The sequence below is a fragment of the Shinella sp. WSJ-2 genome, from assembly GCF_003432075.1.
Taxonomy (GTDB): Bacteria; Pseudomonadota; Alphaproteobacteria; order Rhizobiales; family Rhizobiaceae; genus Shinella.
In genome coordinates this window covers 526,335-551,677 of record NZ_QWBU01000003.1, presented here as the reverse complement: position 1 = coordinate 551,677, position 25,343 = coordinate 526,335, and the positions used below count along the sequence as shown (strand labels likewise).

Below are 25,343 nucleotides of genomic sequence, written 5' to 3'. Positions count from 1 at the left end.
TCACGGAGACGCCGATGCTCGATCACTACCGCATGTTCGCCGCCTACAATGCCTGGGCCAACCGCACTCTCTACGAGGCCGTCGGCAAGCTCGACGACGACGCCTACCGCAAGGACCTCGGCGCCTTCTTCGGCTCGCTGTACCGCACGTTGAACCATCTGCTGTGCGCCGACCGCATCTGGCTGAAGCGCTTCACCGGCACGGGCGAAGCCCCGACCAGCCTCGACACGATCCTCCACGAGGATTTTGCCGGTCTCTGGGCCGCCCGGAAGGCGGAAGATGCGCGCCTCGTCGTCTATATCGATTCGCTCAGCGAGGCGCAGATCGCAAGCGACTTCACCTACACACCCGTAACGAACCCGACGCCCGTCACCCACCCGCTTGGCCCCGCCCTCAGCCACGTTTTCAACCACCAGACCCACCATCGCGGCCAGTGCCACGGACTGTTGACGGCGCTGGGCGGGCCGAGCCTGACGCTGGACCTGATCTACTTCGTGCGCACGGAAGGATCTGCCTTTTTGCACAATGCAAGTTGAGCAGACTGTCTTTTTCCTGCAATAGTCGTGAAACAGTCCTACGCTATTGGACCTGATGGCGTCGGCTTGGAGGATTGTCCAGGGCTGTCACCCAGGTGACAGTCAGTGGCAACGGACGGTGAAATAGTCGCTGTCATTGGAGGCGATGCCGAACGGCGGGCCTCACCTGAGAGAGGGATGAAAGATGGCAAGAAGCAACGAGGAATGGGCTGCCCTGCTCGGCAGCACGCTGTGCAAGATGGCGCGCGTCTACGGCACCGATGCCCCGAACGCCTATCTGCCGGAAGAATGCTATCCGGTGATCGAAAAGACCTTCGCGGTGGCTCTGGAGCAGGCGCGCGCAGAAGGCTATGCCGCCGCCATGCGCGACCTGCAGCAACAGGCCCGGGCGAACCGCGCTGCCGCAACCCGGCAGCGGCCCTCCGCCATCAGCCAGCTCATGCGCTCCTTCGCACTGACACGACGCCTCGCCTGACATCGGCGGCTTCCAAGGGTGGCAGACCCGCCGCCCTTGGAAGCCGACGCAACTGCGCATTGTCAATTCGGCGCGAATTCTCCTTCAGCAAACGCAAAATTAACCGCACAATCCGATAGTTACGCCAACTGATCTTTCCTTGAGCGCAGACGAATTCCGCTGCGCCCCATCTGATGGCGTATCATGAGCAGCAAGGCCGCCCCTGCCCCGAAGGACACCGTGTCCACCGTTCCGCCGATCATGGCGCGTATCGCCCATGTCATGGCCAATCTCGGTATTGCCGGGCTACCACGGAACTACGAGTTGATTTTCGAAGCCTTGAATGGCAATGCCGGCGTGGCGCGCGAGATCGCCGCGCTTGGCAAGGCGCCGGAGCAGGCGGCGCTCGATGCGATCGCACTGCGCCATTCTCTTCCCAGCCACAATGTGCTGGCCGCCGGTCAGGCCGCGGGGGAGGCCGTGCGTCTGCTCACAGAAATCGCCGAGACGTCCGAGGCCAACCGCCGCCACCGCGCCGCCTCCATGCAGGAACTGGAAGAAATTTCCCTCCGCATGCGCAAGGATCCGGTGCTCGGCATTTCGGATTTCGCCAGCGATACGGTACGCCTGCTATCCATCGTGCGCGACCTTCTGGGCCACGATCGCAGCTCCGCCGAACGGATCGGCGATCTCCAGGCGCATCTCGACGGGCTGCGCTCAGGCCTTGCCTTCAGCCGCGAGGCGCTGACGCACGATCCGGTGACGGGGCTTGCAAACCATGCTGCGCTGCTTGGCCGTTTGAAGACCTTTTTCCAGACGGAAGCCGAGGACGGTACGGCCGCCCTCCTGCTCTTCCGCGTCGAACAGCTGAAAGAATTCGCCGAAACGCATCCGGCGGGGGCTGCGGAAAAGACGCTGAAGCGACTTGCCTCCATCTTCCGCCGCTCGGTCAAGAAGAACGATTTCGTCGCGCGCACCGGGCCGGACCTGTTCTGCCTGCTTCTGCCCGATGTCAGCCGCGAGATTGCCGTGACCATCGCGCGCCGCATCGCCGGCCATGTCGCCGAAAAACCCTTCCCCTTCCTGGACCGCGAGCTTCCCGCCGGCTTCCTGACGCTGACCGCCGGCGTATCGATGACCGATTCGGCCGACGCGCCCGCCATGCTCTACGACCAGGCAGACCAGGCCCTCACCTACGCCGCCGACACCGGCATCGCGCTTCGCATCTACTCCGCCGAGGTGGCCGAGCGGGTTGGGCGTGGGTATCGGGCGGGTGCGACGGGCTGAAAGATAGAAAACTTATATCTACGCCATTAGCCCAAAGCAGATATTACTCCTTACCCGCACAACAGAATTCGCGCGTTCTTTAACGTCTCATCTAGACGTATGCGGTGCTTTCCTTGACCGATCTTGGCGCGATATTCCGCAACGGGAACTTTAACAATGTCTACGGCAGAAAGCTGGATCTTTTGACGAGGCAACTCGAACGAAATAACAAGTTGGTCGTCGCACAGCAATGTGAGTAGGTCTTCGCCCTGCTCGGGTATTTCGCTTAGGACATAGAAAACGGATCCAACTATTCCGAGCGATTGAATAAGCTCCAGAAGAGCAGCGTGTCGCTCGAACTTCTCTGGCTGTAGCCTTGTATATCCCTCAAAACGATTTGTGAGGCGGGAGGGCATGAGGACATCCGGTTTCGGTAGGCTTCAGTAAACTACGGCAAGCATCCCTGCAAGGATCGCTCCTGGCGCATTCCGGGTACAAAACCGCTTCGCACTTTCGCGGGAATTGCTCTATAGAGCCGGCATGATCACGATTTCCGGCCTCACCGCCCGCATTGCCGGGCGTCTCCTCATCGATAACGCGTCCCTTTCGCTGCCGAGCGGCGTGAAGGTAGGTCTCGTCGGGCGCAACGGCACCGGCAAGTCGACGCTGTTTCGCGTCATTACCGGTCAGCTTGCGTCAGAGGCCGGCACCGTCACCATGCCGAAGAATGCGCGCATCGGGCAGGTGGCGCAGGAAGCGCCGGGCACGGATGAATCGCTGATCGAGATCGTTCTGGCTGCCGACAAGGAGCGCGCGAGCCTCCTCAAGGAAGCGGAGACAGCAACGGATCCCCACCGTATCGCGGAAATCCAGACGCGGCTTACGGATATCGGCGCGCATTCGGCGGAATCGCGCGCGGCCAGCATTCTGGCCGGCCTCGGCTTCGACCACGAGGCCCAGCAGCGCCCGGCAAAGAGCTTTTCCGGCGGCTGGCGCATGCGCGTGGCGCTGGCGGCCGTGCTGTTTTCCGAGCCGGACCTGCTTCTGCTCGACGAACCGACCAACTATCTCGACCTCGAAGGCACGCTGTGGCTGGAAGACTATGTGCGGCGCTATCCACACACCGTCATCATCATCAGCCACGACCGCGACCTGCTGAACACCGCCGTCAACGCCATCGTGCATCTCGACCAGCAGAAGCTGACCTTCTATCGCGGCTCCTACGACCAGTTCGAGCGCCAGAAGGCCGAGAACGACGAATTGCAGATGAAGGCCAAGGCCAAGAACGACGCCGCGCGCAAACATCTGCAAAGCTTCATCGATCGCTTCAAGGCCAAGGCCACCAAGGCCAAGCAGGCGCAGAGCCGCGTCAAGGCGCTCGAGCGCATGGGCACGGTGGCCGCCGTCATCGAGACGCATGTCCAGCCGATCACCTTCCCCGAGCCGGAAAAGCAGCCGGCCTCGCCGATCATCGCCATCGAAGGCGGCGCTGTGGGCTATACGCCGGGCAAGCCGATCCTCAAGCAGATCAACCTGCGCATCGACAATGACGACCGCATCGCGCTGCTCGGCTCGAACGGCAACGGCAAGTCAACCTTCGCGAAATTCATCTCCGGCCGGCTGGAGGCGGAGGCGGGTGCGGTGAAGCGCGCACCGGGCCTGAAGATCGGCTTCTTCGCGCAGCATCAGCTGGACGATCTCATGCCCGAACAGTCGGCTGTGGAGCACGTGCGCCGACTGATGCCCGAGGCACCGGAAGCCAAAGTGCGCGCTCGCGTGGCGCAGATGGGCCTTGCCACGGAAAAGATGGCGACGCCCGCCAAGGACCTTTCCGGCGGCGAGAAAGCGCGCCTGCTGATGGGCCTTGCCGCCTTCGACGCGCCGAACCTGCTGATTCTCGACGAACCGACGAACCATCTCGACATCGACAGCCGTCGTGCATTGATCGAGGCGCTGAACGATTATGAAGGCGCCGTCATCCTGATCTCGCACGACCGCCATCTTATCGAGGCGACTGTCGACCGGCTGTGGCTGGTCAACAACGGCACAGTCAAAACCTTCGACGGCGACATGGAGGAATATCGCAGCCTCATCGTCCAGTCGCCCAAGAAGGACGACAAGGAGAAGGTGGCTTCCGCCGGCGATACCGCCAACAAGGCCGACCAGCGCAAGGCCAATGCCGACCGTCGCGCCCAGTTCGCGCCGCTCAAGAAAAAGATCAATGAAATCGAATCGCTGACGGCAAAACTGCAGAAGCAGATTCAGCTTCTTGATGCGGAGCTTGCAGACCCCACGCTTTATGAAAAGAGCCCGGCCAAGGCCGCGGAGAAGGCAAAACTGCGCTCCATGGCTGTCGACAAACTCAACGACGCCGAAGAGCAGTGGCTGGAGCTTTCGGCGGAATATGAGGAGGCGATGGCCGGCTGAGTCGGGCCTCGCCTTTTCAAGAAACGCTCAAAAAACAGGCAGATAGCCGGATGCTCCGTCTACGACGAAAGTCGTAGCGGGCCCGTTTGGCGTTCTTTGTCCCCTTGGCTTGAAACCCCCTCCCCGACATGGTTAGCTCCGCTTTGATGACACGAGGGTGGATGAAAACATCCGCCCGCCATTGGGAGGAAACTATGGATCGTCGTTCATTCATCAAGAAGGCCGGTGTCGCGGGCGTGGGCGGTGCGGCCGCCACCGTTCTGGCATCGCCGGCAATCGCGCAGAGCAATCCGAAGATCAACTGGCGTCTCGCCTCGTCTTTCCCGAAGTCGCTCGATACCATCTATGGCGGCGCCGAGGTCCTGTCGAAATACGTCTCTGAAGCGACGGACGGCAACTTCCAGATCCAGGTCTTCGCGGCCGGCGAGATCGTGCCCGGCCTGCAGGCGGCCGATGCCGCCGCTGCCGGCACCGTGGAAGCCGCCCATACCGTTTCCTACTACTACTGGGGCAAGGACCCGGTCTGGGCGCTCGGTGCGGCCGTGCCCTTCGCGCTCAATGCGCGCGGCATGAACGCCTGGCAGTACCATGGCGGTGGCATCGACATGTTCAACGAGTTCCTGGCGACCCAGGGCCTCGTCGGCTTCCCCGGCGGCAATACGGGCGTGCAGATGGGCGGCTGGTTCCGCAAGGAAATCAAGACCGTCGCCGACATGCAGGGCCTGAAGATGCGCATCGGCGGCTTTGCCGGCAAGGTCGTGGAAAAGCTCGGCGTGGTACCGCAGCAGATCGCTGGCGGCGATATCTATCCCTCGCTGGAAAAGGGCACGATCGATGCCGCCGAATGGGTCGGCCCCTATGACGACGAGAAGCTCGGCTTCTACAAGGTCGCACCCTACTACTACTATCCGGGCTGGTGGGAAGGTGGCCCGACGGTGCATGCCATGTTCAACAAGGCGGCCTTCGACGGCCTGCCGAAGGCCTATCAGTCGCTGCTGCGCACCGCCTGTCAGGCGACCGACGCCAATATGCTGCAGAAATACGACTATCTGAATCCGTCGGCGATCAAGCGCCTTGTCGCCGCCGGCGCCAAGCTCAGCCCGTTCAGCCAGGAAATCCTCTCGGCCTGCTTCGACGCCGCAAACGAGGTCTATGCCGAGATGGAAGCCTCCAACCCGACCTTCAAAAAGATCTGGGACTCCATCAAGGCCTTCCGCGGCGAGTTCTACCTCAACGCCCAGATCGCCGAATACAACTACGATACGTTCATGATGATCCAACAGCGTAGCAACAAGCTGTAAGCGGCTGTCACCAGCGAAAACGCAGACCCCGGAGCAGCGATGTTCCGGGGTTTTCTTTTGTCCGATTGTCAGACTGCCGGGCCGGATAGACGCTTTTCGAAGAACACGCGGTCGAAACCGTCCTCATGCCGTCGCGCCACCTCGACATAACCAAGCCGGGGATAGATCGAGAGGTTTTCGGTCATCTTCTCGTTTGTGTAGAGATGCACCGTCTTGAAGCCGCCGCGTCGTGCCTGCTCCTCACAGAAACCGACCAGCGACTTCCCAACCCCTCGCCCCGCGGCCGATGGCAGAACAGCGACATTTTCCAGCAGGATATGATCGCCCTTGGGGAAGAAGACTATAAAGCCCTGGAACGCATCGCCTTCGGCGGAGACGTAGACCTGACCAGCCTCGATCTGTGCCTTGAAATCTGCAACCATCGGTGCCGGTTTCCTGCCGATGACGGCGACATAGCGGGCATAGGCCTGCTCGGCGCAGTCACGGATCTGCGCTTCATCGCCCGGATCGGCCCGTCTGATCATTCATCTTCTCCCATGATCTGCGGCTCGCCGATTTCCACGGCATGCCCGTCGGGATCGTAGAACCGGAACACACGCTGCCCCCAGGCCTGCCGTTCGACGGGGTGGATCAGGTCCACATGCGGCGCGATGCGTGTGAAGGCGGCGTCGATATCTTGGTCCTCGAAATAAAACAGCACGTTCCCGCGCCCATAAGCCTGCTGCGTCGCCGCAGCATCTCCCCAGATCGTCCTTTCAAGCGCGGCCCCCTCGTGGATCGCAAATCCCGTCTCGAAAAGTACGAATGTACCGAAATCCTCCAAGACCTTGAGACCGAGCCGCGTCTCGTAGAACGCCCGAGAGCGGGCGATATCGCGGACGAAGGGAATGGGGTTCACAAAACGCATTGGCAGGCCTCCCGGCGATATGAAAAACCGCCTGCAACGAGGTTACAGGCGGTTCTCCTGGATCTTCAAGACGTCTCAGCGATCCGTGCCGGTCAGTTGAAGGACGGCGGGCTGGACAGGTCGGTGGCCGGTTTCTGCTCCGTGCCCTGCTCGCCACCCTCGGTCGGCTTCTTCTCGGTGCCGCCGTCCAGCGGGTTGCCGGCGGGCAGCTGGAGGCCGCCCGGCAGGCCAAGGCCGCCTCCGTTGTCGGGCAGCGTCAGACCACCGCCATTGGTGCCGAAGCCGGGGACCTCGATCTTGATGGTCGCCGGATCGACGCCGCTGCCTTCGCCCTTGTAGTGCATGACCATGCTGGGGAAGAGGATGGTCAAGCCCACCATGACAATCTGGATGCAGACGAAGGGCACGGCCCCCCAATAGATCTGCCCCGTGGTCACCGGCTCCATCCGCTTGCCCGTGAGCTTGTCGAGATAGGGCACCTTGGCGGCGACCGAGCGCAGGTAGAACAGCGCGAAGCCGAAGGGCGGGTGCATGAAGCTCGTCTGCATGTTGATGCCGAGCAGCACACCGAACCAGATGAGATCGATGCCGAGCTTGTCGGCGGCGGGCGCGAGCAGCGGCACGATGATGAAGGCGAGCTCGAAGAAATCGAGGAAGAACGCCAGGAAGAAGACCAGCACGTTCACCGCGATCAGGAAGCCCGTCTCGCCGCCCGGCAGCGAGACCAGCAGGTGCTCGACCCAGAGATGCCCGTTCACGCCGTAGAAGGTGAGCGAGAAGACACGGGCGCCGATGAGAATGAACAGCACGAAGGCCGACAGGCGCGTGGTGGCCGTCAGCGCGGAGCGGATGACGTCCATCGTCAGGCGGCCCTTGGCGGCGGCCATGATGAGCGCGCCGACTGCGCCCATGGCGCCACCTTCCGTCGGCGTCGCGATGCCGAGGAAGATCGTGCCGAGCACGAGGAAGATCAGCGCCAGCGGCGGGATCAGCACGATGATGACCTGCTGGGCAAGGCGCGACATCATGTTGATGTTCAGCGTCTTGTCGGCGAGCGCCACGGCGTAGATGAACATGACGCCGACGGTCGCACCCAGAATATCGGCATTCTCGCCATGCGTCGGGGAGAGATAGACGTGGGCGGCGTAAGCGATACCCGCGGCCACCGCGAGCGCGATAAACAGCGATGTGACGCCCGAACCGAGCGACCGCGCCTCCAGCGGCAAAGCCGGCATGGAGTTCGGCCGGATAATCGACATGACCAGCACGTAGAGCATGTAGAGGCCGGTCAGGACCAGGCCGGGGATCAGCGCGCCGGCATACATGTCGCCGACCGAGCGGCCGAGCTGGTCGGCGAGCACGATGAGGACGAGCGACGGCGGGATGATCTGGGCGAGCGTGCCGGAGGCGGCGATGACACCCGAGGCGATCGAGCGGTCATAGCCGTAGCGCAGCATGATCGGCAGCGAGATCAGGCCCATGGCGATGACCGAGGCGGCAACGACGCCCGTGGTGGCCGCCAGCAGCGCGCCGACGAAGATGACTGCATAGGCCAAGCCCCCGCGGATAGGCCCGAAGAGCTGGCCGATCGTATCGAGCAGGTCCTCGGCCATGCCGGATCGTTCGAGCACGATCCCCATGAAGGTGAAGAAGGGAATGGCGAGCAATGTGTCGTTCGACATTACCCCCCAGAGCCGTTCCGGCATTGCGTTAAGCAGCGGCCAGGAGAGATTGATCGAATCGGAAAGCGGCGCGAGTTCCACGCCGATGATGAAGAACAGCAGACCATTGGCCGCGAGCGAAAATGCCACGGGATAGCCCAGCAGCAGGAAGACGATCAGCGAGACAAACATGATCGGCGCGAGGTTTTCGGCAATGAACTCGATCATGCGCCCTTCTCCTCGGCTGCGGTGTCAAGCGGCGCGTGCGTCGGCACGTAGGGCGTGGGGTCTTCCATGTCGCCGCGCATGATGGCGAGCTTCTTTATAATCTCTGACACGCCCTGGAAGGCGAGCAATACGAAGCCGGCGAGCAGGATGGCCTTGGCGGGCCAGACGATGAGGCCGCCGGCGCTGGAAGAGCCCTCGCCCGAGCGATAGGACATCAGCACATAGGGCACCAGAAAGTAGACCATCAGCAGCACGAAGGGCATCAGGAACAGGAGATGCCCGAGCAGGTCGATCCAGTGCTGCACCCGCCGGGAAAACTTTCCATAGACCACGTCGATCCGGATATGTTCGTTCTGTGCCAGCGTATAAGCGGCGGCGAGCATGAAGGCGCCGCCGAACAGATACCATTGCGCCTCGAGCCAGGCGTTGGACGATACGTTGAAAACCTTTCGAATGACGGCATTTCCGGCGCTGACGAGCACGGCGACCAGGATCAGCCAGCCAACGGCCTTTCCGATATTTTCCGTGATCGCGTCGATCAGCCGGCTGAAAACCAGCAGCGTCTTCATGATAACTCCTCCCCGCCCGGCGTGTTCTTGCTTTGGTGCCAAGCATGGCCAGAGTGCCGATTTCGGGGTTCGTTTCAAGTCCGCAGCCCCGTTTTCCCGAGCTGAGAGCCCGCCTTAGACGAAAGACGAAGATGCCTTTCAGGCAGATGCACAAAGCTTAGGCAGAGCCACAGACAAACACGCCCTTGCCGCCGTGAACGGTTCTGCTAAAACACCGGCTAAATCATCATACAAATGAGGGTGGAGACATGTCCCCGATCAATCTCGCAATCGTCGGCGTCGGCAAGATCGTGCGCGACCAGCATCTTCCGGCCGTCGCTGGGAATAGCGATTATAAGCTGATCGCCGCTGCGAGCCGTCATGGCGTCGTCGATGGCATCGACAATTTCAAGTCGATCGACGAGATGCTGGCGGCCGTGCCCGCCATTCAGGCCGTCTCGCTCTGTATGCCGCCGCAATACCGCTACGAAGCCGCCGAGAAGGCGCTGTCGGCCGGCAAGCATGTCTTCCTCGAAAAGCCGCCGGGCGCGACGCTGTCGGAAGTCGCCGATCTCGAAGCGCTAGCCACCTCCAAGGGGCTGTCGCTGTTTGCCAGCTGGCATTCGCGCTATGCGCCAGCCGTCGAAGCGGCGAAAAGCTTCATCGCCGGCACGACGCTGCGCTCCATGCAGGTGAACTGGAAGGAAGACGTGCGTCACTGGCACCCAAACCAGGAATGGATTTGGCAGGCGGGCGGGCTCGGCGTTTTCGATCCGGGCATCAATGCGCTCTCCATCGTAACGCACATCCTGCCGCGCCCGGCCTTCATCACCGCCGCGACGCTGGAGTTCCCGGAGAACCGAGACGCGCCGATCGCCGCATCGATGACCTTTTCCGACGCCGGGGGGCTCGACCTCAAGGCCGAATTCGACTGGCGCCAGACCGGCAAGCAGAGCTGGGATATCGTGGCCCAGACGGAGGCCGGCGAGATGGTGCTGTCGGAGGGCGGCGCAAAGCTCTCGATCGATGGCAAGCTGGTGCATGACGAGCCGGAGCAGGAATATCCGATGCTCTACAAGCGCTTCGCCGAGATCGTGAAAGCCGGAAAATCCGACGTCGATCTCGCGCCCCTGCGCCACGTCGCCGACGCCTTCATGCTTGGCCGGCGCAAATTCGTCGAAGCCTTTCACGATTAAGAAAAAGGCCCGCTTCGAGCGGGCCTTTTCATTTCCACCGTTTCAGGCTGCTGCAGCAAGCGGGGCCGGCCCCGGTCGCTTGAGAAGCATGACCGACAGCGCAGCGAGGACGCAGGCGAGGCCGGCGATCTGTAGCGCAGGCATGTAGGTGTCGAAATCGCTCTTCAGGTAGCCGGCACCGAAGGCAGCGGTGGCGGCGCCGAGCTGATGGCCGGCAAAGACCCAGCCGAAGACCATGCCCGCCTTTTCGCGGCCGAAATTCTCGGCGGCGAGTTTTACGGTCGGCGGCACGGTGGCGACCCAATCGAGGCCGTAGAAGACGGCGAAGACCGAGAGTTCGACGAAGCTGAAGCCGGAGAAAGACAGATAAAGCAGCGACAGGCCGCGCAGACCGTAGAACCAGAACAGCAGGACGCGGTTGTCATAGCGGTCGGAAAGCCAGCCGGCGAAGACCGTTCCGAGGAAGTCGAAGACGCCGATGACCGCGAGCGTGCCGGCCGCCGTCACCGCCGCCATGCCGAAATCGCCGCAGATCGAGATCCAGTGCGTCTGGATGAGGCCATTGGTGGAAAGGCCGCAGACGAAGAACGTGCCGAAAAGTACCCAGAAGACGGCATTGCCGGAAACGCTCTTCAACGTGACGAGCGGGGCAAGCAGCGTGGTGCCGAGGTTGTGATCCTGCTTTGGCGGCTTGACGATCGCCGTCTCGCCATAGGCCGGCAGGCCGACATCGGCGGGGTAATCTCTCATCAGGAGCAGGACGAGCACCATGGCGGTGGCGATAACCGCGACGGAGAGCGTCAGCGCCGTGCGCCAACCGTAAGCCTCCGTGAGCGCAGCCAGCAGCGGCAGGAAGACGAGCTGGCCGGTGGCGTTGCTCGCCGTCATCAGGCCGACCACGAGGCCGCGGCGCTTGGAAAACCAGCGGGTGGCGACGGTCGCACCGAGAACTAAAGCCGTCATGCCCGTGCCGACGCCGATGACGATGCCCCAGAGCAGAAGCAACTGCCAGACCGCTGTCATGAAGAACGAGGCGACGATGCCGCCCATGATGAGCGCCAGTGCCGTACCCACCACCTGGCGGATGCCGAAATGGTTCATGAAGGCGGCGGCAAACGGACCGAGCAGGCCGAAGAGCACCAGCCGTACCGCCATGGCGGAGGAGATGTCGGCGATATCCCAGCCGAATTCCTGGTGCAGCGGCTGGATCATCACGCCGGCCGAGCCCATGGCGCCAGCGGTCGCCAGCATGGTGAGGAAGGTGGTCGCGGCAACCACCCAGCCGTAGTGCAGATTGCGCCCCGCCATCCATTTGGCAACGCTTGTAGAAACCATGGAGAAGTCCCTTTTCGTGAACGCCGCTCAGCGGCGGATTTACGGGTATATACCCCTATATGCGTAAAAATCAGAGGGCTGCAAGCAGTTCCCGCAGCCGGTCCGCGCCGTCAGGGCCGAGCCGGGCTTCGATCTTGTCCTGCACGGAATCCCAGAGTGGCGCCCCTTCCCTGAGCACCGCGTGCCCAGCCTCGCTCACCGTCAGCGTCGCCTCGCGCTGGTCTTTGCCGGGGCGGATTTCCACGAGCCCCATACGCTCCAGCACCTTGGCATTGCGGCCGACCGTCGAACGGTCGAGTTCGACGCGCACGCCGAGATCGGTCAACGAGACCGGCGCCATGCGATTGATGTTCCTGAGAAGGCTGAACTGAGCGATGTTGATGCCAAGCGGCGCCAGCGCCTCGTCATAATAAGACGAGACCTTGCGCGATGCCTTGCGCAGCACGATGCAGTGGCAGATATCCTTGCTCATTTTCGCGGGTATATACCCATGAATGCTCCGGCGCAAGAGATCGTTGAAGACAGAGCCGGTCAGGCCTTCTTCATCCAGCGCCCGTCGCTGTTCTGCTGCCAATAGGTAAGCTGGTGCCCCTCGCCCTTCAGGCGCTTCCAATGCTCACGTGCCGTCTCGACTTCCGCCTGGTCGTAGCCGTCGAACATGAAGATGACGCGGTCATAGGCATCGAGCGGCGGCGGCTCGGCGCCGGCGACGAGGAAGCGGACGGTGGCGGCATTGGCATTGTCGGGCGCCGTCGTCAAAAGCACGGGCTGGTCGGCGGCGAAATCCTGTTCGTCCGTGCCGTGCGGCAGAAAACTGTCCTCACGGAACGTCCAAAGATGTGCATCGAGCGCATCGCGCCGCTCCGCATCTCCCGTCTGCACGACGACGCGCCAGCCGCGTTCCAGGCTCTTGTCGAGCAAAGGCGGCAATGCGTCCTCAAGCTTCGATTCGGTCAGGTGGTAGAAGAGGACTTCGCTCACCCTCTCCTCACGCTTCGTAATTCGCGCGCACCAGCTCGTCGAGCAGGCGTACGCCGAAGCCGGAGGCCCAGGAATGGTTGATCTCATCGGTCGGCGAGCCGATAGCGGTGCCGGCGATGTCGAGATGCGCCCAGGGTGTATCCTTGACGAAACGCTGCAGGAACTGCGCGGCGGTGATGGAGCCGGCGTAGCGTCCGCCGGTGTTCTTCATGTCGGCGAACTTGCTGTCAATCATCTTGTCGTATTCGCGGCCGAGCGGCATGCGCCACAAGCGCTCGTTGGTGGCGAGACCGGCGGCGGTCAGGCGGCCGGCCAGCGTGTCGTCGTTGGAGAAAAGGCCGGCATGGTGGCTGCCGAGCGCCACCATGATCGCGCCGGTCAGCGTTGCGAGGTTCACCATAAACTGTGGCTTGAAGGTCTCGTTGCAGTACCAGAGCGCATCGCAAAGCACGAGACGGCCCTCGGCATCGGTGTTGATGACCTCGATCGTCTGGCCGGACATGGATTTCACGATGTCGCCGGGGCGCTGGGCGTTGCCGTCAGGCATGTTTTCCACAAGACCTAAGATGCCGACGACATTGGCTTTCGCCTTGCGGGCGGCAAGGGTGTGCATGAGGCCGATCACGGCGGCGGCACCGCCCATGTCACCCTTCATATCCTCCATGCCGGCGGCCTGCTTGATGGAAATGCCACCCGAATCGAAGACGACGCCCTTGCCGATGAAGGCAATCGGGCGGTCCTTCTCCTTGCCGCCTTTCCACTGCATGATCGCCAGGCGCGGCGGACGGACGGAGCCCTGCGCAACACCGAGAAGTGCTGCCATACCGAGCTTCTTCATCTCGCGTTCGGTGAGGATATCCACCTCGACACCGAGCTTTTCCAGTGCCTTGGCTTTGTCGGCGAATTCGACCGGGCCGAGCACGTTGGCCGGCTCGTTGACGAGGTTACGGGCCAGGATGACGCCCTCGGCCACCGCGTCGGAGATGTCGTTCGCTTTCTTGGCGGCATTCGCATGGGCGGTGACGAGCGTGACCTTCACGGCCTTACCGCCTCTCGCCTCCTCGTCGTCCGCCTTCTTCGTCTTGTACGTATCGAAGCTGTAGGCGCCGAGCTGCATGCCGAGCGCGAAATCGGCGGCGTTCCGTGCAGTCACGGTGACGCCGGGCGCATCGAGATAGATCGTCGCCTTTTCCGAGCCACGGATTTTCGCGGCCGCGGCGCCACCAGCCTTTAGCCAGTCATGCGCGGTCAGCTTTTCTGCCTCGCCGAGGCCAAGCACGAGGATACGGTCGGCAGAGGCGCCATGCGGCGCCAGCACATCGAGCGTCTTCAGGGCCTTGCCGGTGAATTTCGCAATGCCGGCGGCACGGGCCACGGCACCCTCGGGATCGACATCGTCGACTGAGGCCGCCGTCTGGCCGGCAACCTGCAGGAGAATTACAAGGCCACCCGCCGCGCGCGCCGACTTTGCAAAACCGATATCGAAGGGGAAAGCCATGAATTTACTCCGCATGGGGGCCGTTTAGCCTGTGAGCGCTCTGGTGAAGAGCGCGAAAGACCGCAAATCGCATCAATTCCTTGTCGCTTTTACGGCGCTTGGCAAGATGCGCGACCTTGTTTACAGATGGTTAAGCATGCTTGTTCGCCATAAATTTTCCTTGTCGGCGGAAGATCTCCGCTATGGCATCAGCCTCAAGAAAGCTTATATGGCCATCCAGTTGCGACGGGCGTCATGAACCGGAGCCGCTTGTCGGAAACGCGGACCAAACGATGAAATTGATCGAGCGCTATATCCTGCGGCGGGCGTCGCTCATGTTCGTCGCCACGCTCGTGCCCCTGCTCGGTATCGTCTGGGTCACGCAGGCCTTGACGAATATCAACCTCGTGACCGACAGTGGTCAGTCGACCTTCGCCTTCCTGAAGCTCGCCACCCTTATCCTGCCCTCGGTCGTGCCGATCATCCTGCCCTTCGCGTTGGTCATCGGCGTCGCGCAGACGCTGACCGTCATGAATTCCGATTCGGAGCTGACCGTGCTGAACTCCGCCGGCAGCTCGCGCATGACCATCATCCGCCCGGTGATGATCCTTGCCGTGGCCATGAGCTTCGTCTCCTTTGCCGTCGACAATTTCATCGAGCCCTCGTCGCGCACCGCGGTGCGCAAGATGATCGCAACGGCGCATGCCGACATGCTCTCGGCGGTCGTGCAGGAAAACACCTTCCGCAAGATTACCGACGGCCTCTATGTGCAAGTGGCGCAGCGCCGCAACGGCGGCGTGCTGCTCGGCCTTTTCGTGGCCGATACGCGCGATCCTCGCTTCGAGATGGTCTACTATGCCCGCGAGGGTGCGGTGGATGAAAACAGCTCGGCACTGGTCATGAAGGACGGCGAGGTGCACCGCAAACTGCCGGACGGCAATGTCTCGATCATCAAGTTCGATTCCTACGCCTTCGACCTTGCCGACCTGACACAAAGCGCCGGTGCCTCGAATATCCGCGCCAAGGATCGCGACCTGCCCTATCTGTTCAATCCCGATCCTGATGACCCCTATTACAAGAAGGATCCGGGCTCATTCACCGCCGAGCTGCACCGCCGCTTCACGGAATGGCTGTTCCCGACGGTCTTCGGCCTCATCGCTCTCGTCGTCAGCGCGGATGCGCGCTCGCATCGTGAAGCGCGCGTGCATCCGATGATCACTGCGCTCCTTACGGCGCTCTTCGTCCGATGGGCGAGTTTCTACGCCTCCAACAATGCGGACGGGTCCTTCGTCTTCGTTATCATCATGTATCTTATCCCCATTGGTACGGCGGCGCTCGCGATCTACCATCTCGGGCACAACAAGACGCTCGAACTGCCCGCCACCTTCGGAGAGCGGCTGAAGGATCTGGGCGATCGCCTGCTGGCGCGCTTCGGCAGAGCCAGCTCGGGCGGGAGCAGCACACCATGATCCCAACCCTCGGACGTTACTTCTTTCGCCGCTACGCCATCACGACCTTCTGGTTCCTGCTCGGCATATTCTCGCTGATCTTCATCATCGATTTCAGCGAGATGTCGAACCGCGTCGGCGCGCTGCCGGGTTATACGCTGACCAGCGGCCTGCTGGTGACGGCGCTGCGCATCCCGACGATCCTGATGCAGACGGTGCCCTTCGTCGCACTCTTCGCTGGCATGGCCGCCCTTATCTCGCTCAATCGTCGATACGAGCTGGTGGTCACGCGTGCCGCCGGCATTTCGGTCTGGCAGTTCCTGCGCCCCTTCGTCATCGGCGCCTTCCTGTTCGGTGTCCTGGCGGTGATGGCCATCAACCCGATTGCGGCCTGGGGATCCAAGAAGGCGCTGGAACTGGAATCCGGCTGGAGCGCCACCAATGCGTCGCGTCCGGAAAACAGCGTTCCATGGCTGCGCCAGATCTATAAGGGCGACCAGTCGATCATCGGCGCGAAGGCAGTTCTCGACGGCGGCACGCGCCTCGTCAACGTCACCGTCATCCACTTCGACGAGGACAACAGGATCGTGCTTCGCCAGGATGCCGATTCGGCGACCTTGGAAGATGGTTACTGGCTGCTTAAGAATGTGCACGAAACCCGCAACGGGGAATTGCCGGTCCGTCTCGATGAGGTACAGCTTCGTACCAACCTGAAACAGGAATTCGTTTCGGAAAGCCTTGAAAAGCCTGAATCCATTCCGTTTTTCAGTCTCAGCCGGAAGATAGAGGTGGCGAAATCCTTCGGTTTCCCCACCAACGCCATGGAAACGCAGTTCCACTCGATGCTCTCGCTGCCGCTGCTTCTGGTTGCAATGACGCTGATCGCCGCCTGTGTATCATTGAAATTTAGCCGGTTTAATCAATCGAGTGCGGTGATTCTGGGTGGCATCCTTTCCGGCTTCATGCTTTATGTCGTCACCGTGCTTGTGAAGGCATTCGGAAGCAGCGGTGTTGTTCCTCCGTTCGTTGCGGCCTGGCTCCCAGTGGTCGTCGCAATGTCGTTGGGTGCGACCATACTACTGCATCAGGAGGACGGCTAAGTGGCGGCAGGTGACCGCAAGACGAATCGGTGGTTGAAAGCCGCCCTGCTTGCAGGTGCGGCCATGTGCGCCATCGTGTCCGGCTCCGCCCTCCCCGCGCAGGCCCAGTCGCCCGATATCGGCGCGATGGAACCCAAGCTGCCGGAAGATGCAAAGCTGCTGCTCGCAGCCAATGAACTCGTCTATAACAACGACACCGACAAGGTGATCGCCCGCGGCGCGGTGCAGATCAATTACGGCGGCTACAAGCTCGTTGCCCGCCAGGTCGAATACGACCAGAAGACCGGCCGCCTCAAGGCTGTCGGCAATATCGAGCTGATCGAACCGACCGGCAACCGCGTCTATGGCGAAGAGATGGACCTGTCGGACGATTTCGCCAACGGCTTCATCAATGCGCTGCGCATCGAGACGACCGATCTCACCAAGCTGGCGGCGACCAGCGGCGAGCGCGTCAACGGCGAGGAGCTGATCCTCAATCACGCCGTCTATACCGCCTGCACACCCTGCGCCACCGACCCGACCCATCGCTCGCTCTGGGAAATCAAGGCCGAGCGCGTCGTCCAAAACGGCCGCACGCACACGATACGCCTCGAAAAGGCGCGTTTCGAGATGTTCGGCAAGCCGATCGCCTATATTCCCGTGCTGGAAATGCCGGATTACACGGTAAAGCGGAAGACCGGCTTCCTCTTTCCGAAATTCGGCTATGCGCAGAAGCTCGGACTCGGAATCACGGCACCCTACTATTTTGCGATCGCGCCGGACATGGACGCGACCTTCTCTCCGACCGTTCTGACGCGCCAGGGTTTCCTGGCGGAAGTCGAATTCCGCAAGCGCTTCCACAACGGCCTCGTGACCTTGCGGGCCGCCGGCATCGACCAGCTGAACCACAACGCCTTCGATCCCAACACGAGCGATCGGGAAGAAGACGGCTTCCGCGGCATGGTCGCCTCCGAAGGCCAGTTCAAGATCAATCCTCGCTGGGCTTTCGGCTGGGATGTGATGCTTCAGGGCGACAACAACTTTTCGCGCACCTATGAACTCGACGGCCTCAAGGATCGCATCCATACGAACCAGGGTTATCTGACGGGTCTCGGCCGCCGCAACAGCTTCGACCTGCGCGCCTTCTATTTCGACGTGCAGGACGCCGATCCGGACAGCAAGCTGGAGCGCCAGCAGGCGATCGCCCAGACGCTGGATCACGAATATATCGTGCCGCAGTCCGTGCTGGGCGGCGAGCTCAGCATCACGACGAACATCACAAACGTCCAGCGTGACCTGGCCGATTATTATTCGCTCGGCTCCAGCGACCGTTTCCGCGGGCTGGAGGGCGGCATGACGCGCCTGACGAGCGAACTGGAGTGGAAGCGCCAGTTCATCGTGCCCGGCGGCCTCGTGCTGACGCCTCTGCTGGCCGCACGCGGCGATACCTACCGGCTCGACATGACGACGCCCGCCGGTTACGGCGGCGATTACAACACGGACGACAGCGCGACCCGCACCATGCTGACGGCCGGCCTCGAGGCGCGCTACCCGATCCTGGCGACGACGGATAACAGCACGCACCTGTTCGAACCGATCGCGCAGATTTACGCCCGGCCGGACGAAGATTTCGCGGGCGGCCTGCCGAACGAGGATTCGCAGAGCTTCGTCTTCGATGCGACCAACCTCTTCGAGCGCGACAAGTTCTCGGGCTTCGACCGGGTCGAAGGCGGCACGCGCGCCAATCTCGGCATGCGCTACACCGGTACCTTCGACAATGGGCTTCGCCTGCGCAGCATTGTCGGCCAGTCGTTCCAACTCGGCGGCGTGAACTCCTTCGCCAGCAACGACCTCGTCAATGCCGGCGCCAATTCCGGCCTGGAAACCGATGCATCCGACTATGTCGGCATGGCCGGTATCGACCTTCCGAACGGGCTTTCCTTCGCCTCCAGCGCGCGGCTCGACAAGGACGACCTGTCGCTGCGCCGCTCCGACACGTCGCTGCGCTTCGATGGCGCACGCTTCGAAACCGAGATCACCTATACGCGGATCGCCGCGCAGCCGAACTACGGCCTGGCCAAGAACGCCAGCGAAATCCAGACGGCGGCCGCCTTCAAATTCCGGGATTACTGGTCGGTGTTCGGGTCGCTGACCTATGACATCAACAACCAGAACCTGACGCGAAACGGCGTCGGCTTCTCCTATGACGACCGAGATACCGTGTTCTCGATCGTTTACGAGCAGACCCGCGACAAGTCGAACTCGACGGCGAATGACTGGTCGATCGGCGCGCGCCTGATGTTCCGCACGCTCGGCGATGTCAGCATCGGCGATACGACGTTGACGGGCTTCGAGTAAGCGTCGCGCTGCTCTTGTCATCGTTTGGCCGCATGGTTTATGCACATCGGGGAGAAACGCTCGCCGGCAACGGTTGCGCGCGCTGTAAGGCGCGCCCCGGCGAGTGCAGAATGGCTTTGGGAAAGGGACTGGCATGATGGGCAGGCAATCTCTGGTGCGTTCCATGATGATGGGCGTCGCGCTCGCTGCGGCCGTTACGATCGTGGCCCCCACCGGCACCGTTCAGGCGGCCGGCAGCACCGTGGTGGCGGTCGTCAACAATTCGCCCGTTACCTCCGGTGACGTCGAGCGCCGCGCCGCCTTCCTGCGCCTGCAGCGCGCCAAGGGCAATCTGCGCGCCATGGCCCGCGAACAGATGATCGACGACACCCTGAAGCGTGCTGAAATCCTTCGCCTCAAGGCCTCCGTCAGCCAAGCCGAGGTCGATGCGTCCTATGCGCGCTTTGCCTCGACGAACAAGATGACCCTCCAGCAGCTCGGCCAGATCCTCGACCGCGCTGGCGTCGGCTCGGACCATTTCAAGCAGTACATCGCCCTGCAGATGAGCTGGCCGCGCGTCGTCAACGCCCGCTACGGCAATGGCGGCACCAACGCCAAGTCGCTGGTGGAGCGCATGCAGGAAAACGGCGGCAAGAAGCCGGTCACGACCGAATACTTCCTCAAGCAGGTCATCTTCGTCGTGCCAGAAAAGCGCCGCAACGCCATTCTCGGCAAGCGCAAGTCCGAAGCGGAAGCCTCGCGTTCGAAGTTCCCCGGCTGCGATCAGGCCAAGATCTTTGCCGCGACGATGCATGACGTCTCGATCCGCGATCTCGGCCGCGTGCTTGCCCCGCAGTTGCCCGAGGACTGGAAGCCGCTGATCGAGAAGTCGAACGGCCAGACGACCGGCACCCGCGTTACGGAACGTGGCGTCGAATATCTCGCGATCTGCAAGAAGCGCGAAGTCAACGACGACGTTGCCGCCGAAATGGTGTTCCGCGCCGAGGATCTCGCCAACTCCAAGGGCAATGAAGGCGACGAGAACAGCAAGAAGTACATCGCCGAGCTGCGCAAGAAGGCAACGATCACCGAGCGCTGATCCATACGGTTGGCACGACGCTTAGGTGCCGGCCCGACAGGATCAGGCTCTCGTGCCCCGAATGCGGGGCGCTTCTCCAAACCCGCTATGGCAGGCATCCCATGACGACGACGCAACTTCCTCCGCTGGCGCTCACCATGGGCGATCCGGCGGGGATCGGGCCTGACATTACGCTGGCCCTCTGGTCGGCCCGTCGCTCGCTTTCCCTGCCGCCCTTCCTGTTCATCGGCGATGCCGCGGTACTGCGCGACCGCGCGGCGCTGCTGGGCCTTGATATTGCCGTGGCCTCCGCCACGCCCGAGACGGCCACGGAACTCTTCTTCGATGCCCTTCCGGTTCTGGCCTCCGATTGCGCCGCAGCCGTTGTGCCCGGAGCACCCGATCCGCGCAATGCCGCCGCCATCACCGGCGCCATCGAAACCGCCGTCGCGCTCACCATGGCCGGGCGGACATCCGCCGTCGTGACCAACCCCATCGCCAAGGCCGTGCTCTACGATGCCGGTTTCAGCTTTCCCGGTCACACCGAATTCCTCGCCGATCTCGCGGCCAAGGCGACCGGCCAGACAATGCTCCCTGTGATGCTGCTGGCCGGGCCGAAGCTGCGCGCCGTTCCCGTGACGATCCATATCCCGCTGAAGGACGTGCCGGCGGCGCTGACCGAAGACCTCATTGTAGAAACAGCCGTCATCACCGAACGGGATCTCCGCCAGCGCTTCGGCATCGCCCAGCCCCGCCTCGCCATTGCCGGCCTCAACCCACATGCGGGCGAAGGCGGCGCACTGGGATTGGAGGACGATGCGATCGTGCGGCCGGCCGTCGAGCGCCTAAAGGCAACCGGCATTGCTGCCGTCGGCCCTCTGCCCGCCGACACGATGTTCCACGACGCGGCGCGCGCCACCTATGACGTGGCGCTCTGCATGTATCACGATCAGGCACTGATCCCCGCCAAGGCGCTCGGCTTCGACGATTCCGTCAACGCAACGCTCGGCCTGCCTTTCATCCGCACATCTCCCGACCACGGCACGGCTTTTGCCATTGCCGGCAAGGGCATCGCCCGCCCGGACAGCCTGCTGGCCGCGCTGCGCCTCGCCCAGGACCTTGCCCTGCACGCAGCGAAGGAGACCCGCTGATGGCCGCCATCGACGGACTTCCGCCGCTCCGCGACGTCATCCAGCGTCATGGGCTCGATGCCAAGAAGGCGCTAGGCCAGAACTTTCTGCTCGATCTCAACCTGACGCAGAAGATCGCCCGCACCGCCGGCCCCATCGAAAACCATACGGTGATCGAAGTCGGCCCCGGCCCCGGCGGCCTGACGCGGGCCATCCTGGCGCTGGGCGCCAAGCGCGTCATCGCCATCGAGCGGGATTCGCGCTGCCTTCCCGCGCTGGCGGAAATTTCCGACCATTATCCGGGCCGCCTGACGGTCATCGAAGGCGATGCGCTGAAGACGGATTTCGAGGTGCTGGCGCCGGGCGAGCCCGTCCGTATCATCGCCAACCTGCCCTACAATGTCGGCACGCAGCTGCTCGTCAACTGGCTCTTGCCGAAGGCCTGGCCGCCGTTCTGGGATTCGCTGACGCTGATGTTCCAGCGCGAGGTGGGCCTGCGCATCGTGGCGCAAGAGAACGACGACCATTACGGCCGCCTCGGCGTGCTCTGCGGCTGGCGCACGGACGCCCGCATGGCCTTCGACGTGCCGCCGCAGGCCTTCACGCCCCCGCCGAAGGTAACGTCCTCGGTGGTGCATCTTGAGCCGATCGCCAATCCGCTGCCTTGCGACGTCGCGGCGCTGGAGCGCGTCACCCACGCCGCCTTCGGCCAGCGCCGCAAAATGCTGCGCCAGAGCGTGAAATCGCTGGGCGGGGAAGCCCTGCTGGCACGGGCGGAGATCGATCCGCAGCGCCGGGCGGAGACGCTCAGCGTGGAAGAATTCGTTCGGCTGGCGAACGCCCTTTAAAAAAACGGGCGCTCACCTCTCTCAATTACAAAACCGGCTTTTCCGTCACCAATTTCGTCACGAACTCGAACAGGCCGTGGCGGCGGTCGCGGCGCAGGCGTTCGGCCTTGACGATGCTCTGCACCGCGTCGAAGGCGACGGAGAGGTCGTCGTTGAGGATGACATAGTCATATTCCCGCCAATGCTCGATTTCGGCGCGGGAATTGGCAAGGCGGGTCTGGATGACCTCTTCGGTGTCCTCCGCGCGGCGGTGCAGGCGCGATTGCAATTCGGTCATCGACGGCGGCAGAATGAAGATCGAGACGACGTCGGCCGGCATCTTCTCCTGGAGCTGCTGGGCGCCCTGCCAGTCGATGTCGAAAAGCATGTCGCGGCCCGCGGACATCGCCTCTTCCACCGGCTCGCGCGGCGTGCCGTAGAAATTGCCGTGCACCTCGGCCCATTCCAGCAGCGCATCGCTGTCGCGCAGGCGCTCGAATTCCTTGTGATTGATAAAGTGGTAGTGCCGGCCGGCGATCTCGCTGGCGCGGCGCTGGCGGGTCGTGACGCTGACCGACAGGCTGAGACCCGGATCGGCCTCCAGCAGGTTGCGCGCGATCGTCGACTTGCCCGCGCCAGACGGCGAGGAGATGACGAGCATGAGCCCGCGGCGTTCGATTTGGATGTGTTTCGACGGCTCGGCCATGGCCTACTCCAGATTCTGGACCTGTTCGCGGAACTGGTCGATGACGACCTTCAGTTCGATGCCTGCAGCCGTTACAGCAGCGGCGTTCGACTTGGAACAGATGGTATTCGATTCCCGGTTAAATTCCTGTGCGAGAAAATCGAGCTTGCGCCCGATCGGGCCGCCTTCGGCGATCAGTTCGCGCGCGGCACGGACATGCGCCTTCAGCCTGTCGATCTCTTCGCGCAAATCCGCCTTGGTGGCCAGCAGCGCGGCCTCCTGATGCAGGCGGTCGCGGTCGAGTGCCGTCGTGCCCTGCATCAGCATGGCGACCTGGGCGGAAAGCCGCTCGGCAATCGCCGAAACGCTGCGCGACGGGTCCGCCTCGACGGTCGCCGTCAGGGTTTCGATGCGCGCCACCTGCCCCAACAGGACCTGGGCAAGAGCAGCCCCCTCCTTGCGCCGCATGTCGGTGAGACGGCGGATTGCCTCGGCCAGGCCGGTGCGGATATCAGCATCGCGCGTCGCGCGTTCCGTTTCGCTTTCTTCAGCCTCGCGGAAATCGACGATGCCGCGCACCGACAGCAGCGTGTCGAGCTTCAGCGGCGCGGGGTCGATGGTGCCGGCCAACTGGTCGCGCAGTGCCAGCACGGCGGCCAGTGCCCCCTGGTTCACCACGGCCTCGACCTGCGCCTCGCTGGCGCTGGCAGCAAGCCCGATCTGGAGATTGCCGCGCGAGAAGGCCTCGCCCGAAAGCCGGCGCACATCCGCCTCCAGCGCCTCAAGGCCGGGCGGAAGACGAAGGCGCAGGTCCAGTCCCTTGCCGTTCACCGAGCGCAGTTCCCATGCCCAGCGCGTGCGCCCGCTGGTCCCCTCGACCCGGGAAAAGCCGGTCATCGATTGCAATGTCATGTCAGCCTCCTGTGGCGCCTCACCGGAACGGGAGGCAGCCGGGTCCGCGCAGCTCACGCGAATTCAGGTTTCAAAGTGAAGCAGTTTCACGGGGTTGGAAACGGGCAAGCGTACCGAACGGGCCGCGATCCACACAAAGCTTTCGCCCATAAACAAAACGGCCCCGGGCGGAAGCGCAGGGGCCGTTGAATATGATGCCGATCACTGCGACGTTGCGCCCTCGGCTTCCTTGGCGGTGGCTGCCGCCTTCTCCGCTTCCAGCTTGCGCCAGCGGCGGACATTCTGGTTGTGCTCGTCCAGCGTCTCGGCAAAGACGTGCCCCCCTGTACCGTCGGCGACGAAGTAGAGGTCGCTGGTGCGTGACGGGTTGGCGACGGCTTCGAGCGCCGCGCGGCCCGGATTGGCGATCGGCGTCGGCGGCAGGCCCTTGATGATATAGGTATTGTAGGGCGTCTGTTTTTCGAGGTCCGATTGGTAGATCGGCCGGTCCGCCGGTTTCCCGTCGCCGCCGAAAATGCCGTAGATGATCGTCGGGTCGGATTGCAGGCGCATGCCCTTGTCGAGACGGTTCATGAAGACGGAAGCGACGCGGGAGCGCTCGTCGGCGCGACCGGTTTCCTTCTCAACGATCGAGGCGAGCGTGACGAACTCCTCGCGGGTCGCGACCGGCAGGTTGTCGTCTCGCTTTTCCCAGATCTGGTCGATCAGGTTCTTCTGCGCGGTCAGCATCTGCTGGACGATATCGGCGCGCTTGGTGCCGCGCGAGAACTTATAGGTATCGGTCATCAGGGAGCCTTCTGCGGGCAGCTCCTGCGGCAGGTCGCCTTCCAGCACCGGGTCTTCCTGCAGGCGCTTGAACACCTGCTTGACCGTCAGCCCCTCGGGAACCGACACGCTGTAGAGGATCGACTTGCCGGATTTCAGCAATTCGACGATCTCGCGCATGGTGGCGCCGGCCTTGATCTCGTATTCGCCGGCCTTCAGCGTCTCGCCATCGAGATAGATGCGCGAGAGCACGCGGAAGACGCGGCTGTCGGTGATGATGTTGTTGCGCTCGAGGTTCGAGGCGATTTCATTGGTGCCCGCCCCCGCGCGCACGATGAAATTCGTGTTGGCCTGGAGCGGACCGGCCTCCTCGTAGCTCTTCACACCGTAGTAGAAGATACCCACACCGATCAGCGTTGCGAAAACGATGACGGTCATGACGAAATTCAGGAAGATGACGAGCTGGCTGCGGGCCTTGCGCGAGCGGCGGCGGCTCGGCGGCTCAGGCACCTGTTCGGGGCGGAGCGCCTCCTTGGCGGACTTCGGAATGATGCGCGGCTGGCCGGATGCCTCGCCGCGGCCAAACTGGGTCTCGCCGGGTTCGTTCGTGTCGCTCACGGACTGTCCTCATAGGTTCTGGTATTGCTCGACGTGTTCAGCAGAGCAATACGGCAAAAGCAGGATGAACCCGCTTTTCACATGCGAGTGTATAACGCCCCGGGGCAAAAGCCATCGGGCGGGCGGCGGTGCGCCGGGGCGAGAGCC

Annotated in this window: 25 protein-coding genes; 13 read left to right on the top strand and 12 right to left on the bottom strand. The window is 62.8% G+C overall.

Annotated elements, in window-relative coordinates; all coding sequences use genetic code 11:
* The first annotated feature begins 14 nt into the window (after positions 1-14).
* From D0Y60_RS10370 to D0Y60_RS10360, 3 genes are all read left to right on the top strand, one after another.
* The gene (locus D0Y60_RS10370) at positions 15-536 is read left to right on the top strand and encodes a DinB family protein (RefSeq protein WP_117369747.1); all 522 of its coding nucleotides are present in this window, start codon (positions 15-17) and stop codon (positions 534-536) included.
* Positions 537-720: 184 nt separating this feature from the next.
* Positions 721-1,011, top strand: coding sequence for a hypothetical protein (locus D0Y60_RS10365; RefSeq protein WP_117369465.1), 291 nt, complete (start codon positions 721-723; stop codon positions 1,009-1,011).
* Positions 1,012-1,194: 183 nt separating this feature from the next.
* A complete protein-coding gene (locus D0Y60_RS10360) occupies positions 1,195-2,277 on the top strand; it encodes a GGDEF domain-containing protein (protein ID WP_117369463.1) in 1,083 nt (360 codons plus the stop codon).
* A gap of 50 nt (positions 2,278-2,327) precedes the next feature.
* On the opposite strand, the gene D0Y60_RS10355 is transcribed toward D0Y60_RS10360, so the two are convergent.
* Positions 2,328-2,672: a hypothetical protein gene (locus D0Y60_RS10355; protein ID WP_117369461.1), complete on the bottom strand. Its 345-nt coding sequence runs from the start codon at positions 2,670-2,672 to the stop codon at positions 2,328-2,330.
* A 124-nt stretch (positions 2,673-2,796) separates the two neighbouring features.
* Between D0Y60_RS10355 and D0Y60_RS10350 the strand changes: the two genes are divergently transcribed.
* Together D0Y60_RS10350 and D0Y60_RS10345 are read left to right on the top strand one after the other, a co-directional pair.
* Positions 2,797-4,683 carry an ABC-F family ATP-binding cassette domain-containing protein gene (locus tag D0Y60_RS10350; protein WP_117369459.1) on the top strand — a complete coding sequence of 629 codons (1,887 nt, stop codon included), beginning with the start codon at positions 2,797-2,799 and terminating at the stop codon, positions 4,681-4,683.
* A 194-nt stretch (positions 4,684-4,877) separates the two neighbouring features.
* Positions 4,878-5,984: a TRAP transporter substrate-binding protein gene (locus D0Y60_RS10345; protein WP_117369457.1), complete on the top strand. Its 1,107-nt coding sequence runs from the start codon at positions 4,878-4,880 to the stop codon at positions 5,982-5,984.
* 68 nt (positions 5,985-6,052) lie between these two features.
* Here D0Y60_RS10345 and D0Y60_RS10340 read toward each other — a convergent pair whose 3' ends face one another.
* The 4 genes from D0Y60_RS10340 to D0Y60_RS10325 form a co-directional block, all read right to left on the bottom strand.
* The gene (locus D0Y60_RS10340; RefSeq protein WP_117369455.1) at positions 6,053-6,508 is read right to left on the bottom strand and encodes a GNAT family N-acetyltransferase; all 456 of its coding nucleotides are present in this window, start codon (positions 6,506-6,508) and stop codon (positions 6,053-6,055) included.
* Positions 6,505-6,891, bottom strand: coding sequence for a VOC family protein (locus D0Y60_RS10335; protein WP_117369453.1), 387 nt, complete (start codon positions 6,889-6,891; stop codon positions 6,505-6,507). The genes D0Y60_RS10340 and D0Y60_RS10335 overlap by 4 nt, the downstream gene beginning before the upstream one ends.
* A 92-nt stretch (positions 6,892-6,983) precedes the next feature.
* On the bottom strand, positions 6,984-8,780 hold the full coding sequence (locus D0Y60_RS10330; RefSeq protein ID WP_117369451.1) for a TRAP transporter large permease subunit: 1,797 nt from the start codon (positions 8,778-8,780) through the stop codon (positions 6,984-6,986).
* Positions 8,777-9,349, bottom strand: coding sequence for a TRAP transporter small permease subunit (locus tag D0Y60_RS10325; protein ID WP_117369448.1), 573 nt, complete (start codon positions 9,347-9,349; stop codon positions 8,777-8,779). The genes D0Y60_RS10330 and D0Y60_RS10325 overlap by 4 nt, the downstream gene beginning before the upstream one ends.
* A 248-nt stretch (positions 9,350-9,597) precedes the next feature.
* Between D0Y60_RS10325 and D0Y60_RS10320 the strand changes: the two genes are divergently transcribed.
* On the top strand, positions 9,598-10,524 hold the full coding sequence (locus D0Y60_RS10320) for a Gfo/Idh/MocA family oxidoreductase (protein WP_117369446.1): 927 nt from the start codon (positions 9,598-9,600) through the stop codon (positions 10,522-10,524).
* Between the two features lie 42 nt (positions 10,525-10,566).
* On the opposite strand, the gene D0Y60_RS10315 is transcribed toward D0Y60_RS10320, so the two are convergent.
* The 4 genes from D0Y60_RS10315 to D0Y60_RS10300 form a co-directional block, all read right to left on the bottom strand.
* Positions 10,567-11,859 (bottom strand): MFS transporter, encoded by a 1,293-nt coding sequence (locus D0Y60_RS10315; protein WP_117369444.1) that lies wholly within the window; start codon positions 11,857-11,859, stop codon positions 10,567-10,569.
* Between the two features lie 70 nt (positions 11,860-11,929).
* Positions 11,930-12,331 carry a MarR family winged helix-turn-helix transcriptional regulator gene (locus tag D0Y60_RS10310; RefSeq protein WP_117369442.1) on the bottom strand — a complete coding sequence of 134 codons (402 nt, stop codon included), beginning with the start codon at positions 12,329-12,331 and terminating at the stop codon, positions 11,930-11,932.
* A gap of 59 nt (positions 12,332-12,390) precedes the next feature.
* Positions 12,391-12,840: a DNA polymerase III subunit chi gene (locus tag D0Y60_RS10305; RefSeq protein ID WP_117369440.1), complete on the bottom strand. Its 450-nt coding sequence runs from the start codon at positions 12,838-12,840 to the stop codon at positions 12,391-12,393.
* 7 nt (positions 12,841-12,847) lie between these two features.
* Positions 12,848-14,338 carry a leucyl aminopeptidase gene (locus D0Y60_RS10300; RefSeq protein WP_117369438.1) on the bottom strand — a complete coding sequence of 497 codons (1,491 nt, stop codon included), beginning with the start codon at positions 14,336-14,338 and terminating at the stop codon, positions 12,848-12,850.
* 43 nt (positions 14,339-14,381) lie between these two features.
* On the opposite strand from D0Y60_RS10300, the gene D0Y60_RS24610 reads away from it, so the two are divergent.
* The 7 genes from D0Y60_RS24610 (at position 14,382) to rsmA (ending at position 22,237) form a co-directional block, all read left to right on the top strand.
* The gene (locus tag D0Y60_RS24610) at positions 14,382-14,576 is read left to right on the top strand and encodes a hypothetical protein (RefSeq protein WP_147324520.1); all 195 of its coding nucleotides are present in this window, start codon (positions 14,382-14,384) and stop codon (positions 14,574-14,576) included.
* Between the two features lie 34 nt (positions 14,577-14,610).
* Complete coding sequence (gene lptF / locus D0Y60_RS10295; RefSeq protein WP_117369436.1) at positions 14,611-15,786, top strand: LPS export ABC transporter permease LptF; 1,176 nt, start codon at positions 14,611-14,613, stop codon at positions 15,784-15,786.
* Entirely contained in the window at positions 15,783-16,865 is a 1,083-nt protein-coding gene (lptG, locus tag D0Y60_RS10290) for an LPS export ABC transporter permease LptG (RefSeq protein WP_117369434.1), read from the top strand. The genes lptF and lptG overlap by 4 nt, the downstream gene beginning before the upstream one ends.
* Positions 16,866-19,202, top strand: a complete 2,337-nt coding sequence (locus tag D0Y60_RS10285; protein WP_117369432.1) for an LPS-assembly protein LptD — start codon at positions 16,866-16,868, stop codon at positions 19,200-19,202. It abuts the gene before it with no gap.
* A gap of 169 nt (positions 19,203-19,371) precedes the next feature.
* Complete coding sequence (locus D0Y60_RS10280) at positions 19,372-20,280, top strand: peptidylprolyl isomerase (RefSeq protein WP_245409151.1); 909 nt, start codon at positions 19,372-19,374, stop codon at positions 20,278-20,280.
* A 101-nt stretch (positions 20,281-20,381) separates the two neighbouring features.
* Entirely contained in the window at positions 20,382-21,410 is a 1,029-nt protein-coding gene (gene pdxA / locus D0Y60_RS10275; RefSeq protein WP_117369428.1) for a 4-hydroxythreonine-4-phosphate dehydrogenase PdxA, read from the top strand.
* Positions 21,410-22,237 (top strand): 16S rRNA (adenine(1518)-N(6)/adenine(1519)-N(6))-dimethyltransferase RsmA, encoded by an 828-nt coding sequence (gene rsmA / locus D0Y60_RS10270; RefSeq protein WP_117369426.1) that lies wholly within the window; start codon positions 21,410-21,412, stop codon positions 22,235-22,237. Before pdxA ends, rsmA begins: the two co-directional genes overlap by 1 nt.
* 25 nt (positions 22,238-22,262) lie before the next feature.
* On the opposite strand, the gene gmk is transcribed toward rsmA, so the two are convergent.
* From gmk to mltG, 3 genes are all read right to left on the bottom strand, one after another.
* Entirely contained in the window at positions 22,263-22,922 is a 660-nt protein-coding gene (gene gmk / locus D0Y60_RS10265) for a guanylate kinase (protein ID WP_117369424.1), read from the bottom strand.
* A 3-nt stretch (positions 22,923-22,925) separates the two neighbouring features.
* Positions 22,926-23,813 (bottom strand): YicC/YloC family endoribonuclease, encoded by an 888-nt coding sequence (locus tag D0Y60_RS10260; RefSeq protein ID WP_117369422.1) that lies wholly within the window; start codon positions 23,811-23,813, stop codon positions 22,926-22,928.
* Positions 23,814-24,014: 201 nt separating this feature from the next.
* On the bottom strand, positions 24,015-25,196 hold the full coding sequence (gene mltG, locus D0Y60_RS10255; protein ID WP_117369417.1) for an endolytic transglycosylase MltG: 1,182 nt from the start codon (positions 25,194-25,196) through the stop codon (positions 24,015-24,017).
* Positions 25,197-25,343: the final 147 nt, after the last annotated feature.